We start from the raw sequence: 24,752 nt of genomic DNA on the forward strand, positions 1-24,752 counted from the left end.
GGGAGCCAAATGAAAAGACTATATGGATGGATTACATCCTTAATTATACTAGTAGGATTACTGGCTGGGTGTTCCGAAACTTCAGTCACGCCTACACCAGAAGTTGGCAAGATCGAAGAAGCAGGATGGCCAAGAACAATTGCGGATGCCAGCGACAATGGAGTGGTGCTCAAGACACGACCTGAGCGTATAGCGGTTCTGCATCCCTTGTATTTAGATTACTTTTTTGCTCTTGATACGCCTCCAATCGCATCAACTAACGCAGCGGAAGCGATGAAGGATTTTGCTACTTTACAGCCTTACGCTAGAACTGCTGAAATCATTGATTTGGGCAGCAGCAATGCGAATCTGGAAATGATCATGGAAGCAAAGCCTGATGTGATTGTAACCTTCAAGGGTTCTGTTGATAGCAATTATGAAGAGTTGAATAAGATTGCACCAGTCATCTTAATTGACTACACCGATACCTGGGAAAAAACGACGATGCTGTGTGCTCAGATTGTTGGTAAAGAGACATTAGCGGAACAAGCCATTAAGGAAACCCAAGAAATGATTGCAAAAACAAAAGAACAGCTAAGTAGTCTTGAGAATAAAACCTTTGCTTTACTACGGGTCGACGGAAAAGCTAATTTTAATGCTCAAGGCTCTAAAAACACGATGTACTACAATCAAACTGTAGGCTTCGGGTTGTTGCCACCGAAGGGATATCCTGAAGAGGGAGGGGCCCTTTCTCTGGAAGGGATATACAGCATGAATCCTGATTATATTATTATCCAGCATGATATGGATATCGCAAAGGCAGCCATCAAGGACAAGGAAACTTCGAACGTGTGGAACTCACTGGAAGCAGTGAAAAACAATCATGTTCTTATCTTTGATAACTCACTCAATAGCGCAAGTATCCTGGCTGTCCGTTTGGCTGCAGATCATTTTCTGCAATTGGCGTCTGAACAATAAATTTATATTAAAAAATCCGATTGCACCTTTTAGGGCAATCGGATTTTTGTTATTAAGATAAATATCTTGACTGTTATTGATAATGGTTATCATTTATGATGAGTATTAGACAGATAACGGAGGGGTAGTCATTATGTACAAAAGCAATGAAATATTGCTTTGGGACCAAGCGACGGTCAAGTTATTGGATGTGCGCCATATTGAAAGGGTTCAAGGCGAAATTCTTCATAAGTACAAGATTCCTGCCAGTATATTTTTACTTTCGGTACAAGGGAGCGCTCAAGTTCAGTTAGATCACTCTGAATTTTCTTTTACAGGATTTCAAGTCCTGCATAGCGGGAAAGGGGCGACACTTAATATTGTTCCGACAAGTAAGAATTTTGTTTACTATATCATTTATTACCGTGCATGGATTCAAGAGGAGGATCTGTTCCAATCACAATATTGTTTTTCCCCTGATGCACCCATTTTACTTTATAACAAAATGCAATTGATGTATCAAAAATGGAACGAGCAAGAAGAGAGACTCAACGTAAAATCACTTTTTTATCAATTCATTCATCAGGTTTTAAAAGAATTACATAGAAAAGAGACTGAGGTGAAACAGACCAGTGTTGCAGTCCAAGTAATCACCTACATTCAGGAGTACTATGCGGAGCCAATTACATTAGATTCTCTTGCGGAAGTATTTAATTTCAGTGCTTATCATTTGTCATCTTTGTTTAAAGAGTACACAGGTATGAGTCCGATTGATTACTTAATTCGGTTTCGGCTTGAACTTGCAACAGAGCTTTTAATGACAACAGATGCTTCGGTCGGGGAAATATCAGCAAGCGTTGGTTATAAAGACGTATATTATTTCAGCCGAATTTTCAAGAAAAGAAAAGGTGTATCCCCTGCACATATTAGAACAAAAGAGTCACAGCGGCCAAAAGTTGCTGAAAGTCCATTAAACTTCACCACATCCTCTATTTTTGAACCCATCGTTCAACAGTATATTAATAATGATAATCATTATTATAATATGGAAAAAGGGGAATTACATATGTTTAAAATGACAAAATCTCAGACGACGGCCGCTTTACTGCTTTGCGGTTCTCTATTATTAGGTGCTTGCTCAAGTGGGACGGGTACTGCTACGAAGGAACAAAGTAATGGAAATGGAACCGTAAATCAAGCAACATCAGAAGAAAGTACGAACACTCGAATAGTATCAACGCCTAAGGGAGATGTGGAAGTACCAGCAGAGCCGAAAAGAGTGGCGGCTGACCAATATATGGGGCATTTATTGAAATTAGGAATTGTACCCATCGGAGCAAGAACGTTTATGCTGGATGAAGGCTGGATGGAAAAAGCGGACATACCCAAAGAAACGATCGAGAAAATTGAGGATTTAGGGGATTTCCCTTTAAATCTGGAAAAATTAACGATGCTAGATCCGGACTTAATTATCGGTTCGATCGATGAGAACATAGAACAATATGAGAAAATTGGGACCACTGTATTTCTGCCTTATTGGGAGGGGTTAAAAACAGCAGGGCCGCTTGATAAATTTAGGAGTGTAAGCAAAATATTCGGAAAAGAAAAAGAAGCAGAAGAATGGATTACGGAATATGAACAGAAAGTAGCTGAAGCAAAGTCTAAACTTGCCGGGGTTATCAAGGAAGAGGAAACCGTTTCGATTGTTCAGTTTTCACAAAAGGCGGTATACGTCTTAGCGGCAAAGGGAGGAAACTATGGTTCTTCCACTATATATAATATGCTTCAGCTGCCTCCAACAGAAAGTGCAAAAAATATGGCGGAGGGATTTGAATCGATTTCATTAGAAGTGCTTCCAGAATATTTAGGTGATTATGTTTTTGTTTATAATGGCGATGCGGATGCTACCAATAAAGCAATGGAAAGTAACATATGGAAAGGCATCCCTGCAGTGAAAAATGGCAAAGTTTATTTGTATGGTGATAATTATCATGATGAATTCGTAATGGAAGATCCTTTTTCATTAGAGCTTCAGCTTGATACGATTGTGAATTTGTTACTTGGCACTAGTAAATAGTTTAATAGATATACTTAAGCCACTGATGTTTCTGGAATATTGATACCAGGACAACAAGCAGAAACTGCCAGCGGCGACATAGGAAGAGAGCGAAACGGAGCATTTATCCGTTTCGTTTTTTTTTGCTAATATCCCGATAGTCCAATCCTTCATCATAAGCCTCAGCAACTGTGACTTTTTTCATAATACCCTTTCTATATTCGACCCGTTTTATAGGCCAAAAGTATAATTTTTACAGCAGTTTACATAAATCTATCTTTTTTTTAATTGTTTTGAGATAGGATAGTAGATGTCTAGCAGGTGGGTATTTATGGTAATTACTCACCGGACTATATCTTGAGGAGGAAGGGTATGAAGGAGAAGAATTCAGTTTGGAAAAAGAGGCTGATGAACAGCACTCTAGCTGTGGCGGTGGCCGTACCACTTCAGCTGTTCACGTTCGGAGCCGGTTCGGCGGTATTCGCAGAAGGACCAAACGATCCTGCGCCGTACATTGAGGCCAAAGTCGTCAATGAGCATGCAGGCCAGAAGATCCTGTTCGACAACACCCATGAGCAGACTGCGGGAGCAGCCGATTGGGTGATTGACGGCGCTTTTTCAGACTTTGGGAATGCCCTTGCCCAGGAAGGCTATTATGTCAAAGAACTCCGCAAGACGACTCCAATTACTTTGAGTGATCTTTCCGATTATGATGTCTACATCGTCGCCGAATCCAACGTGCCCTACAAAGCAAGCGAGCAGCTTGCGATGGCGGAATATGTGGAGGATGGCGGCAGTATTTTCTTCATCGGCGACCATTATAACGCCGACCGCAACAAAAACCGCTGGGATGGTTCAGAAGCTTTCAACGGCTACCGCCGTGGAGCGTGGGACAATCCAGCCAAAGGCATGAATGCCGATGAGGTCGCTTCTTCAGCCATGCAGGGTGTGGTTAGCTCTGACTGGCTGGCGGACGAGTTCGGTGTCCGTTTCCGCTACAATGCGCTTGGCGACATTAACGCAACCAACGTCGTGGCTCCCGATCAAGCCTTCGGCATTACAACGGGCGTATCAGCGGTAGCTATGCATGCCGGTTCAACGCTGGCCATTCTAGACCCAGCCCGTGCGAAAGGTATCGTCTACCTGCCGCAAACCAATGCTGCCTGGGCCAATGCCGTAGACCAGGGGGTCTATAACGGCGGCGGTGTGGCAGAAGGTCCCTATGTGGCAGTTGCTAAAAAAGGCGCCGGCAAGGCAGCCTTCATCGGTGACTCATCTCCTGTAGAGGATGCAACACCTAAATACCTGCGCGAAGATACCGGCGCCAAGAAAACAACTTACGATGGCTTCAAGGAAGTGGACGATGCCACACTGCTGGTTAACACCGTGAACTGGCTCGCCGAGCAGGAGAGCTATACGGATTTCACCCAGGTGAATGGCCTGACGCTAGATCAGCCGACAACACTGCTGCCATTCGAGGAGCCGGCGCTGTCCACTGAGCCGCAGCCGGAGCCTTGGGCTCAACCTAATGCTGGCTACAAATGGTATGATCGCAGCACCTTCAAAGCAGGCTCCTACGGCGGACCGGCAGCCACTGCAAGTGCGGTTTATAACTTCACGCACCAGGCTGTGCTGCCAAATGCACAGAATTTTCAGATTCGGGTGAGTGCAGATAATCTTCCTGCAGGCACAAGCGTATCCGGCTTCCAGGTAGGTGTCTACCAGGTAAGCAGCGGCGCCCAAATCGCCAAGATTCAGAACAGCGACGGTACCTGGCCAAGCAGCTACGGCTATAGCTCCTCATTCAATCTGACAGGTGATCTGAACGGTCATGCCTATAAGGATCTGACGATCCAGATCAAGCCGGGCACCACAGCTGCATCCAATCTGCGCCTTCGCCAGAACAGTACAAACCTCAAGACTGAATCGGTGACGCTGGGCAATGTTCCTGCTGAACCGCTTCCGGCTGAGGAAGATCCCATTCCGGCTACAATCTCTATCAGCGACTCCCGGGCTAAGGCAGCCGGATCACTGGTAACGGTGGAGGGGACCGTGACGACTGAGCCGGGTATCTTCGGCGGACAGTCCTTCTATCTCCAAGATGGAACCGGTGGGGTTTATGTCTTTCAGAGTCAGAGCGGCTTCCACGTGGGCGATAAGGTCAAGGTAACAGCGTCCACCGCATTGTACAACACAGAGCTGGAGCTGACAGAAGCAGTGCAAATTGCGAAGACGGGCACGGCGACACTACCGCAGCCGATTGCGGCGAGCATGGTGAATGATGCCAACCAAGGCCAATTGGTTCAACTGAACGGTGTGACCGTGGCGAACATTATCAACGCTACGCCAAGCGGCTCCTTTGAATTCGACGCCGTCAATGCCGACGGGACAAGCAATCATGTGCGCGTGGATGCCCGGACAGGCATTACTAAGGATATCTTCCCTTATACAGAGGGACAGAAACTTAATATTACAGGTGTTGCCGCAATTTTTAAAGGCATCTACCAGCTCAAGCCGAGAAGCCTCGATGACTTCGCCGCAGCAGCAGAAGAGGGAGCTCCGGTAACAACGGCGACGCTTTCTGCCGAGCCTAATGCTTCCGGCTGGTTTAACCAGCCAGTCACCGTTACCCTGAAGGCGAATACAGATACAGCTAATGTTTATTACTCGCTGAACGGCAACAAGGAAGCTGAGTACAGTACACCTGTGGACCTGAAGGAAGACGGGCGGCATACATTGACATACCATGCTGTGCCGGCAAAAGGCAAAGCGGAAGATCTAAAGACGCTGAACCTCAATATTGATACGGCTCCACCGGTTGCCGAACTGAAAGAATCCGGTCATGAGGTGAGAGATGTAGAAGAAGGAGCGCAGCTTTCCTTTGAATTGACTGCTGACGATGTATTGTCAGGTGTAACCTCGAAACAGCTTCTATTAGATGGAAGACCGATTGCCGAAGGCCAGACCCTGAGCGCCGCCGATTTAGGCGCCGGCCCCCACACCGTGAAATACATCGTGCATGACGCGGCCGGCAATACGACTGAAAAGAACAATACGTTTCAGGTTATTGGCGGCCAGGTGATTGCGACTGGTAAGCCAGGACAAGCTGTGCTATCCTCCAACAGCAGCTATGCTAATGGACTTAGTGATGGTAACTATACAGTCACCATGAACCTATGGTGGGGTAATAACGGCACGAGTTACAAACTCTATGAGAACGGCACACTGATTGATTCCAAGACACTGAAAGATGTATCGCCGGCTGCCCAGACGGCAAGTACAGATCTTCATGGTAAGGTGAACGGCACTTATGTTTACACTGCGGAGTTAATCAACAAATATGGCACGACCAAGAGCGATCCGCTTACGGTCACCATAAGTGACTCCGCGCCGGGCAAGCCGATACTATCCGAAGATAACTGGGACGGAGATGGCACCTATAAGGTGTCGATGAATCTGTGGTGGGGGACTAACGCTACAGAATACCGCCTGTATGAGAACGGGGAGCTCATCGACTCGCAGCCGCTGAATGCCCATACGCCTTCGGCACAAAGTGCAGCAACCACTATCAGCGGACGCACTGCCGGTGTGTACGAATATCGGGCGGAGCTGGTCAACGCGGCGGGAGTGACTGCCAGTGATACGATCAAGGTAACGGTCATCCGCTAAACAGACTGACAGTAACAATAAAAGTAAAAAACGAAGAGCGCCGGATTCCAGGCCACTCTTCGTTTTTTACATTACCATTAGTTCAATTGTGCCTCGCAAAAAGCCCTGGTTCGCACCAGGGCTGCAAATCATGTGGATTATAGGCCGCTATCATCGGTAGTTTCGTAACCATAGTCGAAGGTCTCGATAGTACCATCATCATATTGAAGTGTGAGCTGGTCAATAATAATCGTATGTATTGTATTCTGATATGTAAAATCACTGAAAATAAATAAAGTATCATTGGGCTCAACCGGCCCCACATATTTAAGTGAAAAGCTGCTCTTGCCGTTCAGCTGATCATTGGAAGGATCGCCTACTGGATTAAACGTGCTGATGTGGGCTGTGTAATAATTGATCCTTTTTCCAGTTAAGTTGTCAGCTTCCCAAGTAAGCTTAACAGCATCGGCAGAGTTCGTACTATACTTGAATTCTAATGGCGCACCAATCCCTTGCCCGGATGGGGTATCTGCTACTGACAGATCTTCAGAGTCATCACCGACGGGTCCAGTATCATCATCCGAAGGCATATCTTCCAAGACAACGGCTTCCGGGGAAGGGGAAGGGGAAGATTCAGTAGGATTGGATCCAGTAGTGTTGGATTCAGCAGCAATAGCAGCTTTATCTAAGGTACTAGGCGGTATTTCTTCGATAACGGGATTACTTGCCACAGTCTGCCCATTGAAGCGTGTTTCAACGCTAGGGGCCACGTAAATCCCTAAAAGAAAAGCTATCATGATGGATAAAACATAGATGAGGACTAGATTGAACCGACTCAAATACACACTTCCTTTATTGTTATTTTTAATATGAACCTACTTATAATGACATGATTCCTAAGGATTTGACAATATTATTGTGAAAAATAGTTGCGACTGTGCAGAGACCAAATGTTTAAAGATCAACTCATTTAATAGGGGTTGATTTTTTTATGTCCTACATAAAATAAATCAATTTAAGACTATTAATTTAAAAAGATTATGCTATAATCGTAATTATTACGATTAAGATTTTGGAGTTGAATGCCATCAATCGATACTTGTTGCAACGCTTATTGCAGCTCATCCCCGTGCTGCTCGGCATCTCTTGCATTACCTTTGCGCTGATGCATTTAACACCAGGTGATCCAGCGGAGATCATGCTGCGTGCTGACGGCATCAAACCTACGCAGGAAGCTATTGAGGCGACCAGACATACACTTGGTCTGGATGGTCCTGTACATAAGCAATATTTTCACTGGTTGAACCGGGTATCCCATCTCGATTTTGGCTTATCTTACAGCAGCGGTCGTCCAGTGTTCACAGAGCTGATGAGTCGTTTTCCGGCAACTATACTGCTCAGTGCCTGTTCCGTATTGTCCGCTATTCTTATTGCCCTGCCGATAGGAGTGGGGTCTGCATTATATCCGGGTAGAATGCTTGATCGACTGGGAAGAGTATGTGCAATGCTCAGTGTTTCAATGCCAGGATACTGGCTAAGTCTGCTTCTGATTTATTATGGTGCGGTGAAGTTTAAGCTATTTCCTGTGATGGGAATGGATGGGGTATCCAGTGTCATTCTACCTGCCCTCACACTAGGATTTGGTATGGCAGGAGTCTACATCCGCTTGATTCGTTCCAGTCTCCTAGACGTATTGGGCAAGCGTTACATCACAGCAGCTAGAGCTAAGGGGCTGCAGGAATGGAGAATAATCATTCGGCATGCACTTCGTAATGCGCTTCTTCCGAGTCTTACCCTCCTTGGGGTTAACATAGCGGGGCTTTTAGGCGGTTCCGTTATTGTTGAAACTATATTTTCTTGGCCGGGAATTGGTAAGTATGCCGTTGAGGCGATTTTTGCGAAAGACTATATTGTCATTCAGGGTTACGTATTATGGATGGCTGTTGTCGTTGTCCTGATTAACTTGACAGTGGATTTATTACATCTGCTGCTGGATCCGCGAATCAGGCTGCGGTGACGATTTAGAAGGAGCGGATTGTCATATTTCGTATTAGCTTATTTAAGAATAAGGGAGCAAGGTTAGGAGCGGGCATAGTACTTTTGTTCATATCCGTTGGACTCTTTGCCCCATGGCTTTCACCTTCCGATCCGCTGCAGATTCACATGGAACTCAAACTGGCTACACCTTCCTGGCAATACCCGCTCGGTACGGATCATCTGGGACGTTGTGTCTTATCCCGATTAATCTATGGGACCCGAACCTCCCTGAATGATTCGTTTATGGTGTTGATCGTTGTTTTTGCGATTAGCATCCCTGTTGGTTTACTGGCTGGTTACGCTGGCGGCAAGATCGATCATTTGATTATGCGGATCATAGATATATTGCTTGCCTTTCCCAGCTTAATCCTATCCCTTGCTATTACAGCCATGCTAGGTCCCAGTATGAAGAATCTGCTAATCGCATTTGCTGCTGTCTGGTGGACGGGGTATGCCAGAGTGATACGCAGTATGGTCCTTCAAATCAAGGAAAGTGAATATATTACAGCGGCCAAAGCGTCAGGCACTTCTCATTTACAAATTATTTTCAGGCATATTCTGCTGAACGCAGCCCGGCCTATTCTGGTTCTTGCTTCTATGGAAGTGGGTACGATTATGCTCTCCATTGCGGGTTTGTCCTTTCTGGGTTTGGGAGCTCAGCCGCCTACACCGGAATGGGGAGTAATGCTGAACGACAGCCGTGCCTATATTCAAACGGAGCCGCGGTTGATGCTATTTCCGGGAATGATGATCATGCTGGCGGTTCTGGGCTTTAATCTGTTGGGAGAAGGCTTGCGACAACCAGAGCGTGCTTTCAATTCTGTAGTAAAGTGGGGGGCCAGAATATGATGGCAGAGTCTCCACTGCTGAAGGTCAGTCATTTACGCACCTGCTTTCACACAGGCAGTTATAAAGTTACAGCGGTTGATGATGTCAGTATCGAGGTGAAATCCCGGCAGATTGTCGCACTTGTAGGTGAGAGCGGCAGCGGTAAAAGTGTTACGGCAATGTCCATATTAGGATTAGTAGATTCTCCAGGCATAGTTGAGAGTGGAGAAATCTGGCTTAAGGGTAACAATCTTCGTGAGTGCTCCAGCCGTCAGTTACAGAAACTTCGGGGAACAGAAATGGCTGTTATCTTTCAAGATCCTATGAACGCGCTGAATCCGGTACTTACTATTGGCAGGCAGATCATGGAGACGATTAAACTGCACAAGCGTATATCGGGAAAAGAAGCAAAGCTGCTTGCCATGAGGCAGATGGAGCAAGCAGGGCTCAGCGAGCCTAAATTGCTTTTCAATAAATATCCTTTTCAAATTAGCGGTGGTATGTGTCAAAGAGTAATGATCGCCATCGCCCTGGTATCCGGAGCACAATTGCTAATTGCAGATGAGCCTACAACGGCATTGGATGTAACCATTCAAGCCCAGATTCTTAAAGAGCTGGACCGAATCAGATGGACGAACAATGTCGGCATTCTATTAATTACCCATGATCTTGGCGTTGTTGCGGAGCTTGCAGATTATGTATATGTGATGAAGTCCGGGAAGATTGTGGAATCAGGCAATGTGTTTGAACTCTTTTCTAATCCCGTGCATCCCTATACTAAATATTTAATTGAGTGCAGATAACAACGGTAATATTACATTTTTTAGGGACGTGGTGATCTTGAAGATATTGGAAGCGGTAAGCCTGAACAAGAAATATGGGATGGAAAGGGGGTGGTTCACACGTAATGTCAGAAGTGTTCATGCCGTCAACAACCTGTCTCTCAGTCTGGAGAGCGGTGAGACCCTTGGTTTAGTGGGGGAAAGTGGCTGTGGTAAGAGCACTTTGGCCAGACTTCTGCTGGGACTGGAGAAACCATCCTCCGGAAGAGTTATGTACCGGAACGAGGATTATACGGATTGGACCTTTAGCGAAATGCGCATGATCCGCAGGAAGATGCAGATGGTGTTTCAGAACAGTCTGGCTTCATTTAATCCGTTGTTTACGGTAGAGCAGATTATCGGGGAGCCTCTTCAGAACTACGGAGAGAGGAAGGCTGGAGCCCGCAGGGCCACGGTAGCAGACACACTTGAGCTTGTGGGACTTGAACGGCAGCATATTCACCGCTATCCGCATGAACTCAGCGGCGGACAGCAGCAAAGGGTCGGAATTGCGCGCGCAATCGCCTTGCGGCCGGAGCTGATTATCTGCGATGAACCTTTCTCAAGTCTCGATGTCACCCTGCGAAAGCAAATGATGGATCTGCTGCAGGAGTTGAAGCATGAGCTGGGATTATCCTATGTATTCATTACACATGACTTGTCAGTTGTAAATCGTTTTTGCGACAGTGTGGCTGTGATGTGTCAAGGGGAAATTGTAGAGAAGCAATCGGGTGCAACCATGTTGCAGCAAGCAAACCACCCTTATACAAAAACATTGCTCTCCTCGGTACCTGTGCAGGACCCCCGCTTAAGAAAGAAGAGACTGGGAGAAGAGTGGCAACCCAGCCATTCCTATGATGTTAAGTAGAGAAAGGATGTACCAAGAATGAGAACGAACCCTAAGACAAAAAACCTATTATCAAAATCGTTATTCTTTATGCTTCTTGTAATAGTTGTGTTGATATCAGGTTGCAGCAACAGTAATAACAGCAATTCTACGGCTAGAGCCAATAATACCGCCAATAATGAAGCTGCACAAGGATCTGAAGCTCAGGACAAGACAGTCACTGTTGCTATATCGTCTGATGCCGGTATAGACCGATTGGATGCCGGTGCCTATGATGGTTCGATGAATGTGCACGCGATGATATATGAGGGGTTAGTGGAGTATGGTGAAAAAGGCGAAATACTGCCGTCGCTTGCGGAGTCTTGGGATATTTCAGAAGATGGGAAAGTATATACGTTCCATCTTCGCCATGACGTCAAATTCTCTGACGGTACGGAGTTTAATGCCGACGCAGTTAAATTCTCCTTCGAACGCTGGATTAAGGATCCAGCCAATTCGTTAAATGTAGCAACTGCGATGCAATCCCTTGTTGTTGTGGACGAACATACGATCACAATGACATTCAACAAAGCGTATTATCCCTTCTTAACCGAGTTATCCTTTGCAAGACCGGTCCGAATTATCAGCCCTTCCGCTGTGGAACCCGCAGGAGATATTACGGGTAAATTCATCAAAGCGATTGGAACTGGCGCATGGATGGCAGAGAGCTACAAAACAGATCAGGAAGCCATACTCGTCAGAAATCCGAATTATTGGGGAGAAATGCCGAAGCTGTCGAAAATTATTTTGAAGGTAATCCCAGATCCACAGTCCAGAGTACTAGCGCTGCAAGCTGGAGACATTGACATTGCCGGGGGACAAATGGGAAAGATTCCAGTCGAAAGCGTGCCAGTGATTGAAGCGGATTCTTCACTAACTTTGCAAAAAGCACAAGGAACAAACTCTCATTTCATGATCTTTAACTACAAAACGCCCGCACTTCAAGATCTGAATGTGCGCAAAGCTATCAATTTGGCAATTAATAAAAAAAGCATTGTCGAAGATCTTATGGACGGTATCGGCAGTGAAGCTCAAGGCCTGTTCCCGCTGACAGTTCCTTATGTGACGGAGTCCAATAATACTTGGTACGGCTTCAATCCGCTGGAAGCGAAGCAACTGCTAGCAGCTGCCGGTTACACGGATTCGGACGGAGATGGAATTGTACAGAAGGACGGAGCCCAGCTTGAGCTTAATTTCGTGCTGCAGCAGGCTGAATATCCCGAATGGAAGTCCATCAGTGAACTGGTTCAGTCTGAGTTAAAGGAGATTGGCATTAGAGTGAATCTTCAGGTTCTTGAGCCGAATGCTTATTATGATGCCTTATGGACAAGCAAAGCTTATGATCTAATCATGTACCGGACTTATGATGATGCTTATAATCCGCATGCATTCTTGCTGTCCCTATTTCATAAAACAGCTGACGCATCTGCTGTCGTATGGTCTGATCCTGGACTAGAATCACTGATTGACACAGCAGTAGGAACAACCGATATTCAGGAACGTCAGACCGCATATGACTCCATTTTCTCCAAATTGTATCAGGAGGCTATGTTTGCAGCTATTTATTTCCCTGACGATATCTTAGCAGTAAATAATAGAGTGACTGGATTTAAACCGGGGTACTCCACCTTTATGCCGGTCTTCTGGAATCTACTCGACATAGGAGAAAAATGATGTTAAAAGAGATTTCGAAATACTGGACATCAAGCTCGGAGAGTTATGACAAAGTCATACAGACTCAATTCCGCAGCAAAAAAACCATAAACCTCTGGAAACAACTGCTTATTAAAGGGTTGGGAACAACTACCCAGCAAAAGGTGCTGGATGTGGGAACAGGGCCTGGCTTTTTCTCCATACTCTTATCACAGATGGGTCATCTGCCTACAGCGGTGGATACCTCTCAGGGAATGATCGATAGAGCTTCACGAAATTTTGAGAGTTATGGATATAAAGTTCCAGCTTATGTCGCTGATGCTGCCGATTTGCATATGGAGCTAGAGAATAGCTTTGAGGCAGTGGTCTGCAGGGATGTAGTATGGACGCTTCCTGATCCACAGAGGGCTTATGCTGAATGGTATCGGATTCTAAAACCGGGCGGGACCCTGATTATTTTTGACGGCAACTATTTGTATAAAGAGAGCAAGACTGTATTCCATAGATTTTGGTATGCCTTGTCCTGGACACTGATTCTACTCACAGAACAAAGAATCCGCCAGCGAAGCAGTCAAGATAAAAGCCTGCTAAGCGAGTTGCCATATGTTAATGTATTACGGCCTGAAGCTGACGAGACAGCGCTGAAACAGGCCGGGTTCCGAACCATAGATGTTCACCGGAACTTTATCCCTGCCCGTGCGATGCCGCTAGATTATTTGAAATACGGTTACCAGAATGTAAACCGGTTCATGATACTTGCCAAGAAGGAGTGAATGATAAATGGGTTTCCTGGCTTCTTCTCTGTGATTCTTTCGAGTGCCGGGCATCTGGTTACTGCGATCGATTGTACCGACAATATGCTGGAAGAAGCACGTGCCCACTCCATTCGGGAAGGTGTAACCGTTACTTTCCGCAAGATGGATTCGCACAAGCTTGACTTTGCTGCGGAGAGCTTCGATCTAATCGTGTGCCGCAATGTCACCTGGAGCCTTACCGATCCCCGCAGTCAGCCTACAAAGAGTGGAGAAGTGTACTTAAGCCTGGGGGACGGCTGCTGGTTTTTGATGCCAACTGGAATCGCCATCTCTGGGACGAAGAGATGCAGCAAAAGCGAGTAGAGGATCAGCAAACCTATGTAGATAAGGGCTTTGGTGAACTCCCGCATCATAAGGACATAGAGGAGACAGACCGTCTGAGTCTTGTATTGCCGCTGACCAGAGAATGGCGTCCCGAGTGGGATATACGGACTCTCAAAAAAGAAGGCTTCGCTAATATTTTTGCTGAAGAGAATTTGAACGCAAAAATTCTGGATGAGAAACAGCAAGTCTTAAACCGGTCAACACCGATATTCATGATTTGTGCTGAGAAATAATAGAATAGTGAGAACCTACACATATTAAATGAAGTATACAATAAAAAGTAGCGATCTCTAATGAGAAACGCTGCTTTTTGAGTAAAGGACAAGAACATTATTTCATTTCCGATTTGATGTTAATCTAAAACTTCTTTTTTTGTCTTGTTCATATTCCGTTCATATTGTCGTCACGAAGAGTACATCTTGATTGATTACACTTTGAATATGTCGTCAAGGCGGCACTTCAGATACAGGGACAAGGAAGGGAAGAGATGAACGTGGCAAATAAGGTAGAAATAAAAACAACAGGGACTAAGAGCCACAAGAAACGGAACCTATGGTTAAAAATAATCGGAGGTATTGTAGGGGCGCTCGTGCTGTTCATGGGCATCGTTTTTATCGTTGATGCAATCAGCGACGGGGTAGAGAAAAAGAAAATCGAATCGTATGGCCAGTATGTCAATGTGGATGGGAAAAAGATGAATGTGCTTATTCAAGGCAGTGGAGAACAAACGGTTGTACTCCTACCGGGACAAGGAACCCCGACGCCTGCACTTGATTTCAAATTGCTGATCGATGAAATTACCCCTAATTATAAAGTCGTGGTGGTCGAGCCTTTCGGTTATGGTTTGAGCGATGAAACCGAGAAGGAGAGAACGACTGAGAATATAGTAAGTGAGGTTCACGAAGCATTGCAGCAACTGGGTTTAGACCGTTACATTCTAATGGGACATTCCATCGCGGGACTTTACGGAGCGACCTATGTGAACACATATCCGGATGAAGTTCTTGCTTTTGTCGGCATCGATAGCAGCGTTCCCAATCAACCCGGAATGGATGTCAAATTACCTTTGAACGCCATGAAATTTCTTCAAAAATCAGGTCTAATGAGATTGGTCCAAAAAGTGAGCGGAGATCCCTATGAATCGCTTGCGTTCGATGAGCATACCAAAGAACAGATGCGTTTGATTTCGAATCAAGTCGCGACCAATCCAACGTTGATGAATGAACTGGGCCACCTCGGTTCCAATTTCAAAAATGGAGAAAAAATCACAATGCCAAATGACTTGCCGCTGCTTCTCTTCGTTCAATCAAATAACGAGCACAATAAACAGTGGATTCCGCTGCATGAGGAGCAAGTCAAACAATCCGCACAGGGCAAAATGATCCCAATGGAAGGTTCACATTATCTGCATCATACAAAATACAAAGAAATCGCCGAGGCATTCAAAGAGTACATGAAACAAATTCAAATTCAATAGTAGGGTTGATAATTAAACTGCGGAGCCGAACTTGGTTCCGTGGTTTCTTTGTTTTTTCATTTATAAACACGATTTTTAAACCTTATTCCTGGGACATTGGAGTATGGTATACCTCAAGACAAATTTTGGTCATTTCGTCTATGGATTTTGCAAAGTCTGATTGTATCCATTTAAGGAGAACATTATAGAGGGCCCCCGCTTTAAAGTATATTCGGTACACATTCTCGTCGCTTTTGTCATGAGCAGTAGAAAGCATCATTTCATTCAAGCAATCCAGAATTACATGATCAAACTTTGCACTCTGAAGTGCTTTGTAGATGTTCCGCTGCTGAAAAATAACTTCAAAAAGCACTTTGATAAATTTTTGAGGTTCTTTAGCTTTGCCTGTTAATTCATTGGTGTAAGGTAAGAGTTTTTGATTAATTTCAAAAATAAGCGAATCGACCAAATCCACCAGGATCTCTTGCTTGGAGGAATAGTTGTTGTAATAGGCTGTTCGAGAAACCCCTGCGCGCTTCACAATATCGGTGATGGTGATTTTGTCAAAAGGCTGTTCCTGGATCAAGAAGACTAATGCCGTACAGATGGCTTCTCTTGTCAAACGGTTGGTTTCTTTATTGGAACGATGCTGAGAGGTATTTGGACTGTATAATTCATGATTTGAGATGACATTTCCCCTCCGTTTGTACATTCTGATGTTCGTTTCATTGTTTTTCATGAGTCTTTTCAATATGCTAAAACCATAAGGCATTACAAATGTAATGTCAAAATAATCGTTAGTTAAAATGGGAGGGCGTCATGTTAGAAATCTTATATAGACGATTGTCAGCAGTGCTGCTTTTGATCCTAGCACTAAGTGCTACGGTATTCATTGGCGAAGAAACGGTAATCTCAATCGTGACCATCATCTTTTTATTAGCAGAATTAGGCATCTCTTTTTTACTATTAAAGAAGCGTGAGAAGTTACATGTAGTATTTATTAGTGCGATGGTGGCAGAAGGGTTATTCTTACTAACAAGAAATTTTTGGCTGCTTGCGCTTTCTATCCTCTTGCTGATCATAGCGGGCATATGGAGAGGACTCTTGGGGCAAAAGGTAAGCAGAAGAGTTACTCCGTTTCTAGTGGTTCGTAAAGTGTTATTCAGCATTGCTGCACTTATCGTTACTGCACTTTGGGGTATTGGAGTCTATGCAAAACCTATTACAACACCTGTAGCATTAGCTGCTGATACGACAGTGACGATCGATGAACGCAATTTGGATTCTGCAGCAGTGATGCTCAAAGATATTGAAGTAATGAATTCTTTTGGAAGCCGTACAACCGGCTCTGAGGGTCACAATCAGTTTATTGCTTGGCTGGAGCAGCAGGTATCTGATATGGGGCTGCAAGTTTATCGTGATCGCTATACTTTTGACCGATGGGAAGAAAAGAACAGTACTTTAATGATTGATCAGCAGGAAATTCATGTCTCTTCAGCTTTTCCCTATTCCGGGGAAACTGACGAAAAAGGTGTAACTGGGGAGCTGGTGTATACGAAGCGTGGTGAATATGGCCAGGCCAGCGGAAAAATTGCTGTCATTGAAATTGAGAATTTCAGAAATTTTCCAAGTGGGATCGTTATGAATATGCGGGATTCATCACCAATGGACAACCAAATTGCCCCAAATGAAGGCGATCTGGTCCTCACTACAGCATTAAAAGAAGCTAAATTGGAGCAAGCGAAGGAAATGGGCGTAAAAGCTGTTGTTTTAGTCTGGAAAGGGGTATCTGACGATAAGGTTGAAGAGCAATATGTGCCTTTTACCACCGATTATGCTGGAATCCCTGCGATTTGGGTTAATGAAACGGAAGGGAAAAAGGTGATCAGCGCAGCTCAGGAGCATAAAGAAGGTACGGTTATTTTAGAAGCGGAAATACAAAAAGATGCCCCAACAGAATCCTTTTATGTGAAAATTGACGGTAAGAATAAAGACGAAGCAATTATCGTAAATACTCATACGGATGGGATAAATGTGGTGGAGGAGAATGGCGCTGTGGGCATGCTGTCTATGATTCGTTACTTACAGCAGGAGCAGCCGGAACGTACGATGATATTTGCTTTTGTGACAGGGCATTTTAGATTACCGGAGTTCAAAGGTTCCTCTCAGGCAACTTCCACCTGGATGGAGGGGCATCGAGAGCTGTGGGATGGCAAGAATGGCCATTTAAAAGCTGTAGCTGGAATTACGGTTGAGCATTTAGGCAGCATGGAGTGGAAGGACGATGATACGGGTCACTATGGTCCAACTGGACAAATAAGTACAGAATATACCTATGCGGGCAATGAAATGATGGCAGCCATTTGGCTGAAGGCTATTGAAAAGACAGATAGCACACGTACTGTATTATTGCGTGGACATAACAAGTTTGAGTTTGGAGAGAGTCAGCCCTTATTTGAAGCAGGGATACCGGTGATTGGTTTCATTCCAATGCCCGACTATCTGCTCGTGGAAAGTGACAACAGAGAGATGGACAAATTTGATGCAAAGCTAATGCATACGCAAATTGTATCGTTGTTGAAAGCGGTAAAGCTAGTGGACGGAACGGAGACGACTAAGCTTGGGAAATCAGATGTGTATTCTTTTTTCTACGGTCGTACTAAATGATATTGGCAGATCAAGATTTGTCATGACGAAGATGACATTAGCTTTAATTCAAAAAACACTGATGATTTGAGTCAGTGTTTTTTGTTGCAAAAGGGGGATATATTACGGCTCAAAAATAGAGAAAATATCGTTTTTTTGCCAGCATCGAAGTAGGAGGGAACTTGTGACATCACATATGCACTAATCAATCAATAGCTCCTTTGGGTACTTTTTGTGTTATTCACTGAGTTGTCAGAAAGATTTGACCCTTTCTTGAACGTTTAGGGATTAAGAGATATCTGTGATTGAATTACTTGCAATTTAAGATAAGATGATTTTAATTATTAGGTCACATTATAATTTTGACTGCTCAGTATCAGGTAAATCGGGCTCGCCAACTCTTGCTTTGTGAATTTTTTCTCTTTTTACATAGCAAAGAACGATGAACGTCATACTAAAACGAACAGGCAACGATGTCGCTGAACCTTGCTAAACCTGATATTGAATGCAGCCAACAGTTAGCAGGCCTAATCATAGAAAAATGAACAGTGTTTTGAAGGGAGCATTAAAGAATGGCAATTGATACGGTGCTATGGAGCAGGCTGGTGACAGGCTTGACTCTCGGGTTCCACGTTATTTTTGCGACGATTGGCGTCGGTATACCGCTAATGATCGCTATAGCAGAGTTTATCGGGATTCGGAAGAAGGACCCCCATTATACACTTATGGCAAAGCGGTGGTCTCGAGGATTTGTCATTTCTGTGGCGGTTGGTGTCGTGACCGGTACAGCGATTTCACTACAGCTGGCCCTGGTATGGCCGAATTTTATGAAACTGGCTGGGAATGTCATTGCACTTCCGTTATTCATGGAGGTGTTCGCGTTCTTTTTTGAAGCTATCTTCTTGGGCATTTATTTGTATACGTGGGATCGCTTCAAAAATCCGTATATCCATTGGCTGCTGACGATTCCGATTGTCGCCGGGGCAGGCATGTCTGCCGTTTTTATTACGACGGTGAACGGATTCATGAACCAGCCTGAAGGCTTTGTCATGGAAGCAGGCCAATTCACAGCGATTAACCCGGTGCAAGCGATGCTGAATACGGCGACGTTCTCCAAAGTGTTCCATGTATTAAGCTCGGCCTATTTGACTGGAGCTGCCTTGTTAGCCGGGATTGCAGCCTTCGCGATGCTGAGAAAAGGTGTGTCCGCATACCACAAAAAATCTTTAAATCTAATGATGGCAGTCGTTTTACTATTCGGTTTGCTGAACACGTTAGCCGGTGATGTGTCCGCCAAGTTTTTGGCCGAGCATCAGCCAGAGAAGCTTGCAGCGGCAGAGTGGCATTTTGAGACGAGCAGCAGTGTGGATTTGGTGCTATTGGGATGGCTGAATGCAGAGCATGAAGTTCTAGGGGCTCTTCATCTGCCGAAGCTGCTCAGCTTCCTGGCCTTTGGTGACTTTAATGCAGAGGTGACGGGGCTCGAGGAATTCCCCAAGGAAGAATGGCCACCGCTTCTCGTTCATTATCTGTTTGATTTAATGGTCGGAATCGGATTTACTCTGCTCGCGATTTCGTTTCTATATTTTCTGTTTGTGTTCTGGAAAAAGCGTAATGAGCTTAACAAATGGATGCTTCGCATCATCGCACTGAGCGCCCCTCTCGCTTTTCTGGCTGTTGAGCTGGGATGGTTTTATGCGGAGGTTGGCCGACAGCCGTGGATTATCCGTGGATATATGCGTGTTGAGGAGGCGGCCACGTCTTCACCGAATGTAAGAATTATATTCTTCGCCTTATTGCTCTTGTACATCGTACTCGGCAGTATGTGTGTAATCGTGCTAAGACGCTTGTTCAACAATAATCCGGCAGAAGCTGAGATGGAGAAATGGATGAAGGATCATCCTAATCAATCTGCGGAAAAGGGGGGCACTGAATGATGAGTTACGAATTGATTGGCATCTCGGTGCTCTGGCTGTTTTTGTACGGCTATTTAATTATAGCTTCCATTGATTTCGGAGCGGGCTTCTTCGCCTTTTATGCACGTTTAACGAAGCAGGATCATCTCATTAATCGTCTGATTTCCCGATATTTATCACCCGTATGGGAGATTACAAATGTATTTTTTATCTTTTTCTATATTGGCATCGTCGGATTTTTTCCGGACACAGCCTATTATTATGGCTCCGCGTTACTTGTTCCGGGAAGCATTGCAGTGATTCTTCTTGCGATTCGCGGTTCATTCTATGCTTTTGAAAATTACGGTTCCAAGAAAAACATAGTATATCTTTTTTTGTACGGAGCTACAGGTTTGCTTATTCCAGCATCGTTGTCAGTGGCGCTAACTTTGTCTGAAGGCGGCTTTATCGTGAAGCAGGGGGAGACGGTTTCTCTGGATTACTGGGCGCTGTTTACCAATCCGTTATCGTGGAGTATCGTTGGACTGGCAATCGTGTCCGTTTTGTTCATTAGCGGCTCATTTCTGACATTTTACGCTTCTCGGGCGGAGGATCATTCCGCGTTGAAGCTGATGCGCAACTACGCCCTGTTTTGGAGCACACCGACGATAATCCTCGCACTGACAGCATTTATCTATTTGGGTCAACACAATGAGCGCCATTTTCAAAATATGATGGATTTATGGTGGTTGCTGGCACTTTCCGTTGCTTTCTTTATGATCGCGATGTGGCTGTTATATAACGGACGCCGTTACGGATTAGCTTTTATATGCGTCATGTTGCAGTTTTTCTGTGCCTTTTTCGCTTATGGGATTGGGCAATACCCTTATATTCTTGATCCGTATATCACGATTCAGAGCAGTGCAACTTCACCGGCAATGGGTTTAGCGTTAGTAATTGTGTTTATCGGCGGTCTATGCCTGTTGATCCCATCCCTTATTCTGGTCTTCAAACTCTTCCTGTTTGATGCGGATTATGTAAAAGGGAAAAAATAAAGCTGTTTAATCCATTACGGCATGTTTGAGGTTTCCCTACAAGCCTATAGATAAAGGAGGTGTGATCTGTGAAGAGGAAATCCAGTCTGATTTCTCAACAAATGTCTTCACAAAGGAAAAACAGGGCTCTCCTCGCAATCATTTCGCTCGCGCTCGGTATAGCTATTGTGAGTCAGGCTGGACTGCTTGCTGAAGCAGTCCAACGGATTTTTGTCGAGAAAGCTTCATTTTCATCGGTTATCCTGTTGCTCGGCATACTTCTAACTGTTATGGCTGTACGCACACTGTTGTCTTATGGAAACGGTATAGTTGGCTTACATATGGCTGCCACTGCTAAGACAAATATGCGCGCTGCCGTGCTGCAAAACTTGACTCATGCCTCCATGCCTTCAACCCTTCGTGGACAGACGGGAGGAAAGGTCAGTGTTGCTCTGGATGCTGTGGATGAGGCCGATAGTTATTTCAGTCAATACATGCCGCGTATGATGGAAGCTGCTATCATCCCGGTTCTGATTTTGGTCGTTACATTTATCCAACATGCCAACACAGGTTTCATTCTATTGTTTACTGCTCCGTTCATCCCGCTGTTCATGATTTTGGTAGGGCTGAAAACGAAGAACAAATCCGAAGAAAAATATGCGCAACTGGCTGAGTTCTCAGGGACGTTTCTGGATTCTCTTCAAGGACTGGTGACATTGAAAATATTTGGACGGGCTTACCGTCAGCAACAGGAGATCGAGCGCAGTAGCTTGGGTTATCGTGATGCCACAATGGGCATTTTGAAGATTGCGTTTACGAATACCTTCATGCTGGAATCGATCGTAATGCTTAGCATTGGCATTGTCGCTCTTGAACTGGCCATCCAGTTGCTCGTTTTCAAAGCTATGACGTTCCACACCGCCTTTCTCGTTTTGCTGCTCGTTCCCGAGTTTTACAACCTGTTAAAGAATACGGGAACGGCCTTTCACAGTGGCCGGACAAGTATGGGTGCGGTTCGTAAGGTGGAACAGATGCTTGAGGAAACGGCAGGGGGGAGCAGGGACGCTAATGGCATTGAAGGAGCATTAACAACCGATGGAATCGACGAGATCGACAGCATGGATAAGGTCGGTGATAGGACCGACAGAATAAGCAAATTGGAACTCACCCATTCTGGAGACCTTTTAATACCGCCGTCCATCGTAATTGACCAACTCCGGTTTCAGTATGCTCCAGATTCTTTCGAGCTTAAGACGGGGCGGATCCAGCTTAGTCCAGGAGAACACATTGCCATTGTTGGCAAAAGCGGTTCCGGAAAAACGACTTTGCTACATCTCATTGCCGGTCTGCTGAAACCAGAATCGGGAACGCTTCTGGTGAATGGAAGTCCACTCTCGCAATACGATGAAACCGAATGGTTCGAACATGTTAGCTACATTACACAGCATCCGTATATTTTTGCAGGCACATTTTCTGAAAATATTGCGATTGGTGCTCGTAGGAGCATCTCCAGAGCAGAAATTGAGCGGTCGGGGGAAGAAGCAGGACTCGCTGCGCTTACAGCCCAATTAGAGCATGGATTTGATACCTTTGTTGGTGAAGGAGGCCGGGGACTGTCTGGTGGGGAAAAGCAACGGCTTGCCTTAGCACGCGCTTTTTTGAAGCGTCCTGCTATCATTTTGTTTGATGAACCCACAGTTGGACTTGATTTGCACACCGAGCGGGTACTGCAACGCTCCATAGCCAAACTGGCAAAAACGGCTACAATGATTACGGTAGCTCACCGATTATATACGATTCAACAAGCCGACAAGATTTTGTTTATGGACAATGGAGTGTTGGTGGACTCGGGACGACATGACGAGCTTCTGGAGCGCCTGCCTCAGTATGCCGAGATGATTGATGTAGAGCGGAAAGGGGGGATATCCTCATGAATGAACTGGCTGTTCTGTCAAAGGCGATGATTCAGGAGCGCAAGGATATCATTCTTTCGATTTTGGGTGGATTTATCGCCGGCATAGCCGGTGTGGCACTCTTTTCTGCGAGCGGATATCTGATTTCGCAAACGGTATTTGCGCCACCGCTTTATACTTTAATTGTACTCACCTCCATGGTCAAACTGCTGGGTCTGCTTCGGGCGGCGAGTCGTTATGGAGAACGCTTGTATTCTCACCGGGCGACATTCTCCATGCTTAGCCGTTTACGTACATCCTTTTTTGCCAAGCTTATTCCTTTAACGCCTGGTATATTGAACAAAAATCGAAGCGGGGATCTGCTTGCGCGGATCGTTGGGGATGTGGAAAGTTTGCAAAATTATTTTTTGCGAGTCGCTTATCCTCCGATCATGGTCGTCATGGTGTTTTTGGCTACGGTGCTGTTTACTTCTACCTTTTCGATCTGGATTGCCGTTTTGTTTGTAATAGGTATGCTGGTAACGGCATTCGTTGTACCGGGAATTGTGTTACTCGGGCAGCGGAGAATACATGGACGCGTTCGTGAGCAGAGGGCGCAGCTGTCCACGGAAGTTACCGAAGTGTTGTACGGTTTCCGGGATTTAAAAGTATATGGTCAATTGGCACAGCGGGAGGAACATCTCCAGCATGCTTCCACTGTATTGGCAGCTGAGCAGCAACGAGCAGCCGGGCAACTGCTGCGCGGGCAATCGATGCACACTTTTGTTACGTTTTTCGTTTCCTGGGGAGTGCTTACGCTTGGCGCCTATTTAATTATGGAAGGAGCGCTTGCAGGCGTATTTCTTGCCATGCTGGTTATGGCATCACAAACCGTATTTGAAGAAGCGGCGGCTATGGCCACATTACCCGCGTATAAAGAGGATAGCGAACACGCAGCCAAACGACTGACGGAAACAGTTCAGACCTTTGATGAGCAGTCTTCGCAGCCAAGTGGCACATTGTCTGTTGATCATGCCGTTACGATGGAGCTATCCGATGTTACGTTTCAATATGAAGGGGAGTGGAGACCGGCGCTCAGGGATGTATCCCTGCACATTTTACCTGGTTCCAAAACGGCGATTGTCGGGCCGAGTGGATCAGGAAAATCAACGATTATCGAATTGCTGCTCAAGCTGCGAACACCAACGGCCGGTGATATACGGTTAAACGGCATTTCGGTGAAGGAACTGGATGAAACGAGCATTTGGCAAACGGCTACTGTAGTGTTTCAGCAAAGTCATTTCTTCCGGGGAACGATCCGGGACAACCTGCTGCTGAATGGAGAAGAACATGCAGACGAACAATTGTTGGATGTGCTAGCAAAAATGCAGCTGCCCGATACATCGTTGACCGATATGGTGTATGAAAAAGGGGAGAATCTGTCAGACGGCGAGAAGCAGAGGTTGGCTCTGGCGCGAGCGATGCTCCGCAAAGGACGGGTATGGCTTCTGGACGAACCCACTTCATCGCTGGATTATGTGACAGAGCATCATGTTTTGAAGCATCTCTACGCACAGGCAGCTAATGATACGCTTCTCCTGATTTGTCATCGGCTAACCGGATTGGAAGAGATGGACCAGATTGTGGTCATGGACCAAGGCAGGGTAGTCGAAACGGGGTCCTATTCGGAGTTGATGGGGCAAAAAGGCTATTTTTATGAGATGAAACAAATCGAACAGCAAATGATCGGAGAAGTTGGAGTGTAAAAAAAGCAAGAGCTCCTCTGAGCATTCGATCAATCTTACCAAGCAACAGGCTAAAGAAT

19 protein-coding genes are annotated in these 24,752 nt (G+C 45.4%); 17 read left to right on the forward strand and 2 right to left on the reverse strand.

Annotated features, from left to right (window positions below; all coding sequences use genetic code 11):
- Positions 1–9 precede the first annotated feature (9 nt).
- From NSQ55_RS15555 to NSQ55_RS15565, 3 genes are all read left to right on the forward strand, one after another.
- Positions 10–957, forward strand: a complete 948-nt coding sequence (locus NSQ55_RS15555) for an ABC transporter substrate-binding protein (protein WP_339167895.1) — start codon at positions 10–12, stop codon at positions 955–957.
- Positions 958–1,090: 133 nt separating this feature from the next.
- On the forward strand, positions 1,091–3,013 hold the full coding sequence (locus tag NSQ55_RS15560; RefSeq protein ID WP_339167897.1) for an AraC family transcriptional regulator: 1,923 nt from the start codon (positions 1,091–1,093) through the stop codon (positions 3,011–3,013).
- 351 nt (positions 3,014–3,364) lie between these two features.
- Positions 3,365–6,661 carry a chitinase N-terminal domain-containing protein gene (locus tag NSQ55_RS15565; RefSeq protein ID WP_339167898.1) on the forward strand — a complete coding sequence of 1,099 codons (3,297 nt, stop codon included), beginning with the start codon at positions 3,365–3,367 and terminating at the stop codon, positions 6,659–6,661.
- Between the two features lie 137 nt (positions 6,662–6,798).
- Here the strand turns inward: NSQ55_RS15565 and NSQ55_RS15570 are convergent, their stop codons facing one another.
- Positions 6,799–7,479, reverse strand: coding sequence for a hypothetical protein (locus tag NSQ55_RS15570; RefSeq protein ID WP_339167900.1), 681 nt, complete (start codon positions 7,477–7,479; stop codon positions 6,799–6,801).
- 239 nt (positions 7,480–7,718) lie between these two features.
- Between NSQ55_RS15570 and nikB the strand changes: the two genes are divergently transcribed.
- From nikB to NSQ55_RS15615, 9 genes are all read left to right on the forward strand, one after another.
- Positions 7,719–8,657 (forward strand): nickel ABC transporter permease, encoded by a 939-nt coding sequence (gene nikB, locus NSQ55_RS15575; protein ID WP_339167901.1) that lies wholly within the window; start codon positions 7,719–7,721, stop codon positions 8,655–8,657.
- 32 nt (positions 8,658–8,689) lie between these two features.
- Positions 8,690–9,526 carry a nickel transporter permease gene (nikC, locus tag NSQ55_RS15580; RefSeq protein ID WP_139329895.1) on the forward strand — a complete coding sequence of 279 codons (837 nt, stop codon included), beginning with the start codon at positions 8,690–8,692 and terminating at the stop codon, positions 9,524–9,526.
- Positions 9,523–10,308: an ABC transporter ATP-binding protein gene (locus NSQ55_RS15585; RefSeq protein WP_076302952.1), complete on the forward strand. Its 786-nt coding sequence runs from the start codon at positions 9,523–9,525 to the stop codon at positions 10,306–10,308. The genes nikC and NSQ55_RS15585 overlap by 4 nt, the downstream gene beginning before the upstream one ends.
- A 37-nt stretch (positions 10,309–10,345) precedes the next feature.
- On the forward strand, positions 10,346–11,194 hold the full coding sequence (locus NSQ55_RS15590) for an ATP-binding cassette domain-containing protein (protein WP_076302953.1): 849 nt from the start codon (positions 10,346–10,348) through the stop codon (positions 11,192–11,194).
- A gap of 18 nt (positions 11,195–11,212) precedes the next feature.
- Positions 11,213–12,886 carry a nickel ABC transporter substrate-binding protein gene (locus NSQ55_RS15595; protein ID WP_076302954.1) on the forward strand — a complete coding sequence of 558 codons (1,674 nt, stop codon included), beginning with the start codon at positions 11,213–11,215 and terminating at the stop codon, positions 12,884–12,886.
- Positions 12,883–13,638 (forward strand): methyltransferase domain-containing protein, encoded by a 756-nt coding sequence (locus NSQ55_RS15600; protein ID WP_339167904.1) that lies wholly within the window; start codon positions 12,883–12,885, stop codon positions 13,636–13,638. The genes NSQ55_RS15595 and NSQ55_RS15600 overlap by 4 nt, the downstream gene beginning before the upstream one ends.
- A complete protein-coding gene (locus NSQ55_RS15605) occupies positions 13,639–13,983 on the forward strand; it encodes a class I SAM-dependent methyltransferase (protein WP_076302956.1) in 345 nt (114 codons plus the stop codon).
- A complete protein-coding gene (locus NSQ55_RS15610) occupies positions 13,965–14,237 on the forward strand; it encodes a hypothetical protein (RefSeq protein WP_076302957.1) in 273 nt (90 codons plus the stop codon). The genes NSQ55_RS15605 and NSQ55_RS15610 overlap by 19 nt, the downstream gene beginning before the upstream one ends.
- 254 nt (positions 14,238–14,491) lie before the next feature.
- Entirely contained in the window at positions 14,492–15,481 is a 990-nt protein-coding gene (locus tag NSQ55_RS15615; RefSeq protein ID WP_076184906.1) for an alpha/beta hydrolase, read from the forward strand.
- 82 nt (positions 15,482–15,563) lie between these two features.
- Here the strand turns inward: NSQ55_RS15615 and NSQ55_RS15620 are convergent, their stop codons facing one another.
- Positions 15,564–16,199 (reverse strand): TetR/AcrR family transcriptional regulator, encoded by a 636-nt coding sequence (locus tag NSQ55_RS15620; protein ID WP_217696907.1) that lies wholly within the window; start codon positions 16,197–16,199, stop codon positions 15,564–15,566.
- A gap of 80 nt (positions 16,200–16,279) precedes the next feature.
- Here NSQ55_RS15620 and NSQ55_RS15625 point away from each other — a divergent pair, with 80 nt between their 5' ends.
- The 5 genes from NSQ55_RS15625 to cydC all read left to right on the forward strand — a co-directional run bounded on the left by NSQ55_RS15625 (position 16,280) and on the right by cydC (position 24,693).
- Positions 16,280–18,127 (forward strand): hypothetical protein, encoded by a 1,848-nt coding sequence (locus tag NSQ55_RS15625; RefSeq protein ID WP_339167905.1) that lies wholly within the window; start codon positions 16,280–16,282, stop codon positions 18,125–18,127.
- 551 nt (positions 18,128–18,678) lie between these two features.
- Positions 18,679–20,043, forward strand: a complete 1,365-nt coding sequence (locus NSQ55_RS15630; protein WP_248548643.1) for a cytochrome ubiquinol oxidase subunit I — start codon at positions 18,679–18,681, stop codon at positions 20,041–20,043.
- Entirely contained in the window at positions 20,040–21,056 is a 1,017-nt protein-coding gene (locus NSQ55_RS15635) for a cytochrome d ubiquinol oxidase subunit II (RefSeq protein ID WP_076126522.1), read from the forward strand. Before NSQ55_RS15630 ends, NSQ55_RS15635 begins: the two co-directional genes overlap by 4 nt.
- A gap of 68 nt (positions 21,057–21,124) precedes the next feature.
- Entirely contained in the window at positions 21,125–22,969 is a 1,845-nt protein-coding gene (gene cydD, locus NSQ55_RS15640; protein WP_339167908.1) for a thiol reductant ABC exporter subunit CydD, read from the forward strand.
- Positions 22,966–24,693: a thiol reductant ABC exporter subunit CydC gene (gene cydC / locus NSQ55_RS15645; protein ID WP_076184901.1), complete on the forward strand. Its 1,728-nt coding sequence runs from the start codon at positions 22,966–22,968 to the stop codon at positions 24,691–24,693. Before cydD ends, cydC begins: the two co-directional genes overlap by 4 nt.
- Positions 24,694–24,752 lie beyond the last annotated feature (59 nt).

The organism is Paenibacillus sp. FSL H7-0943, from assembly GCF_037963265.1.
GTDB classification, from domain to species: Bacteria; Bacillota; Bacilli; order Paenibacillales; family Paenibacillaceae; genus Paenibacillus_AQ; species Paenibacillus_AQ odorifer.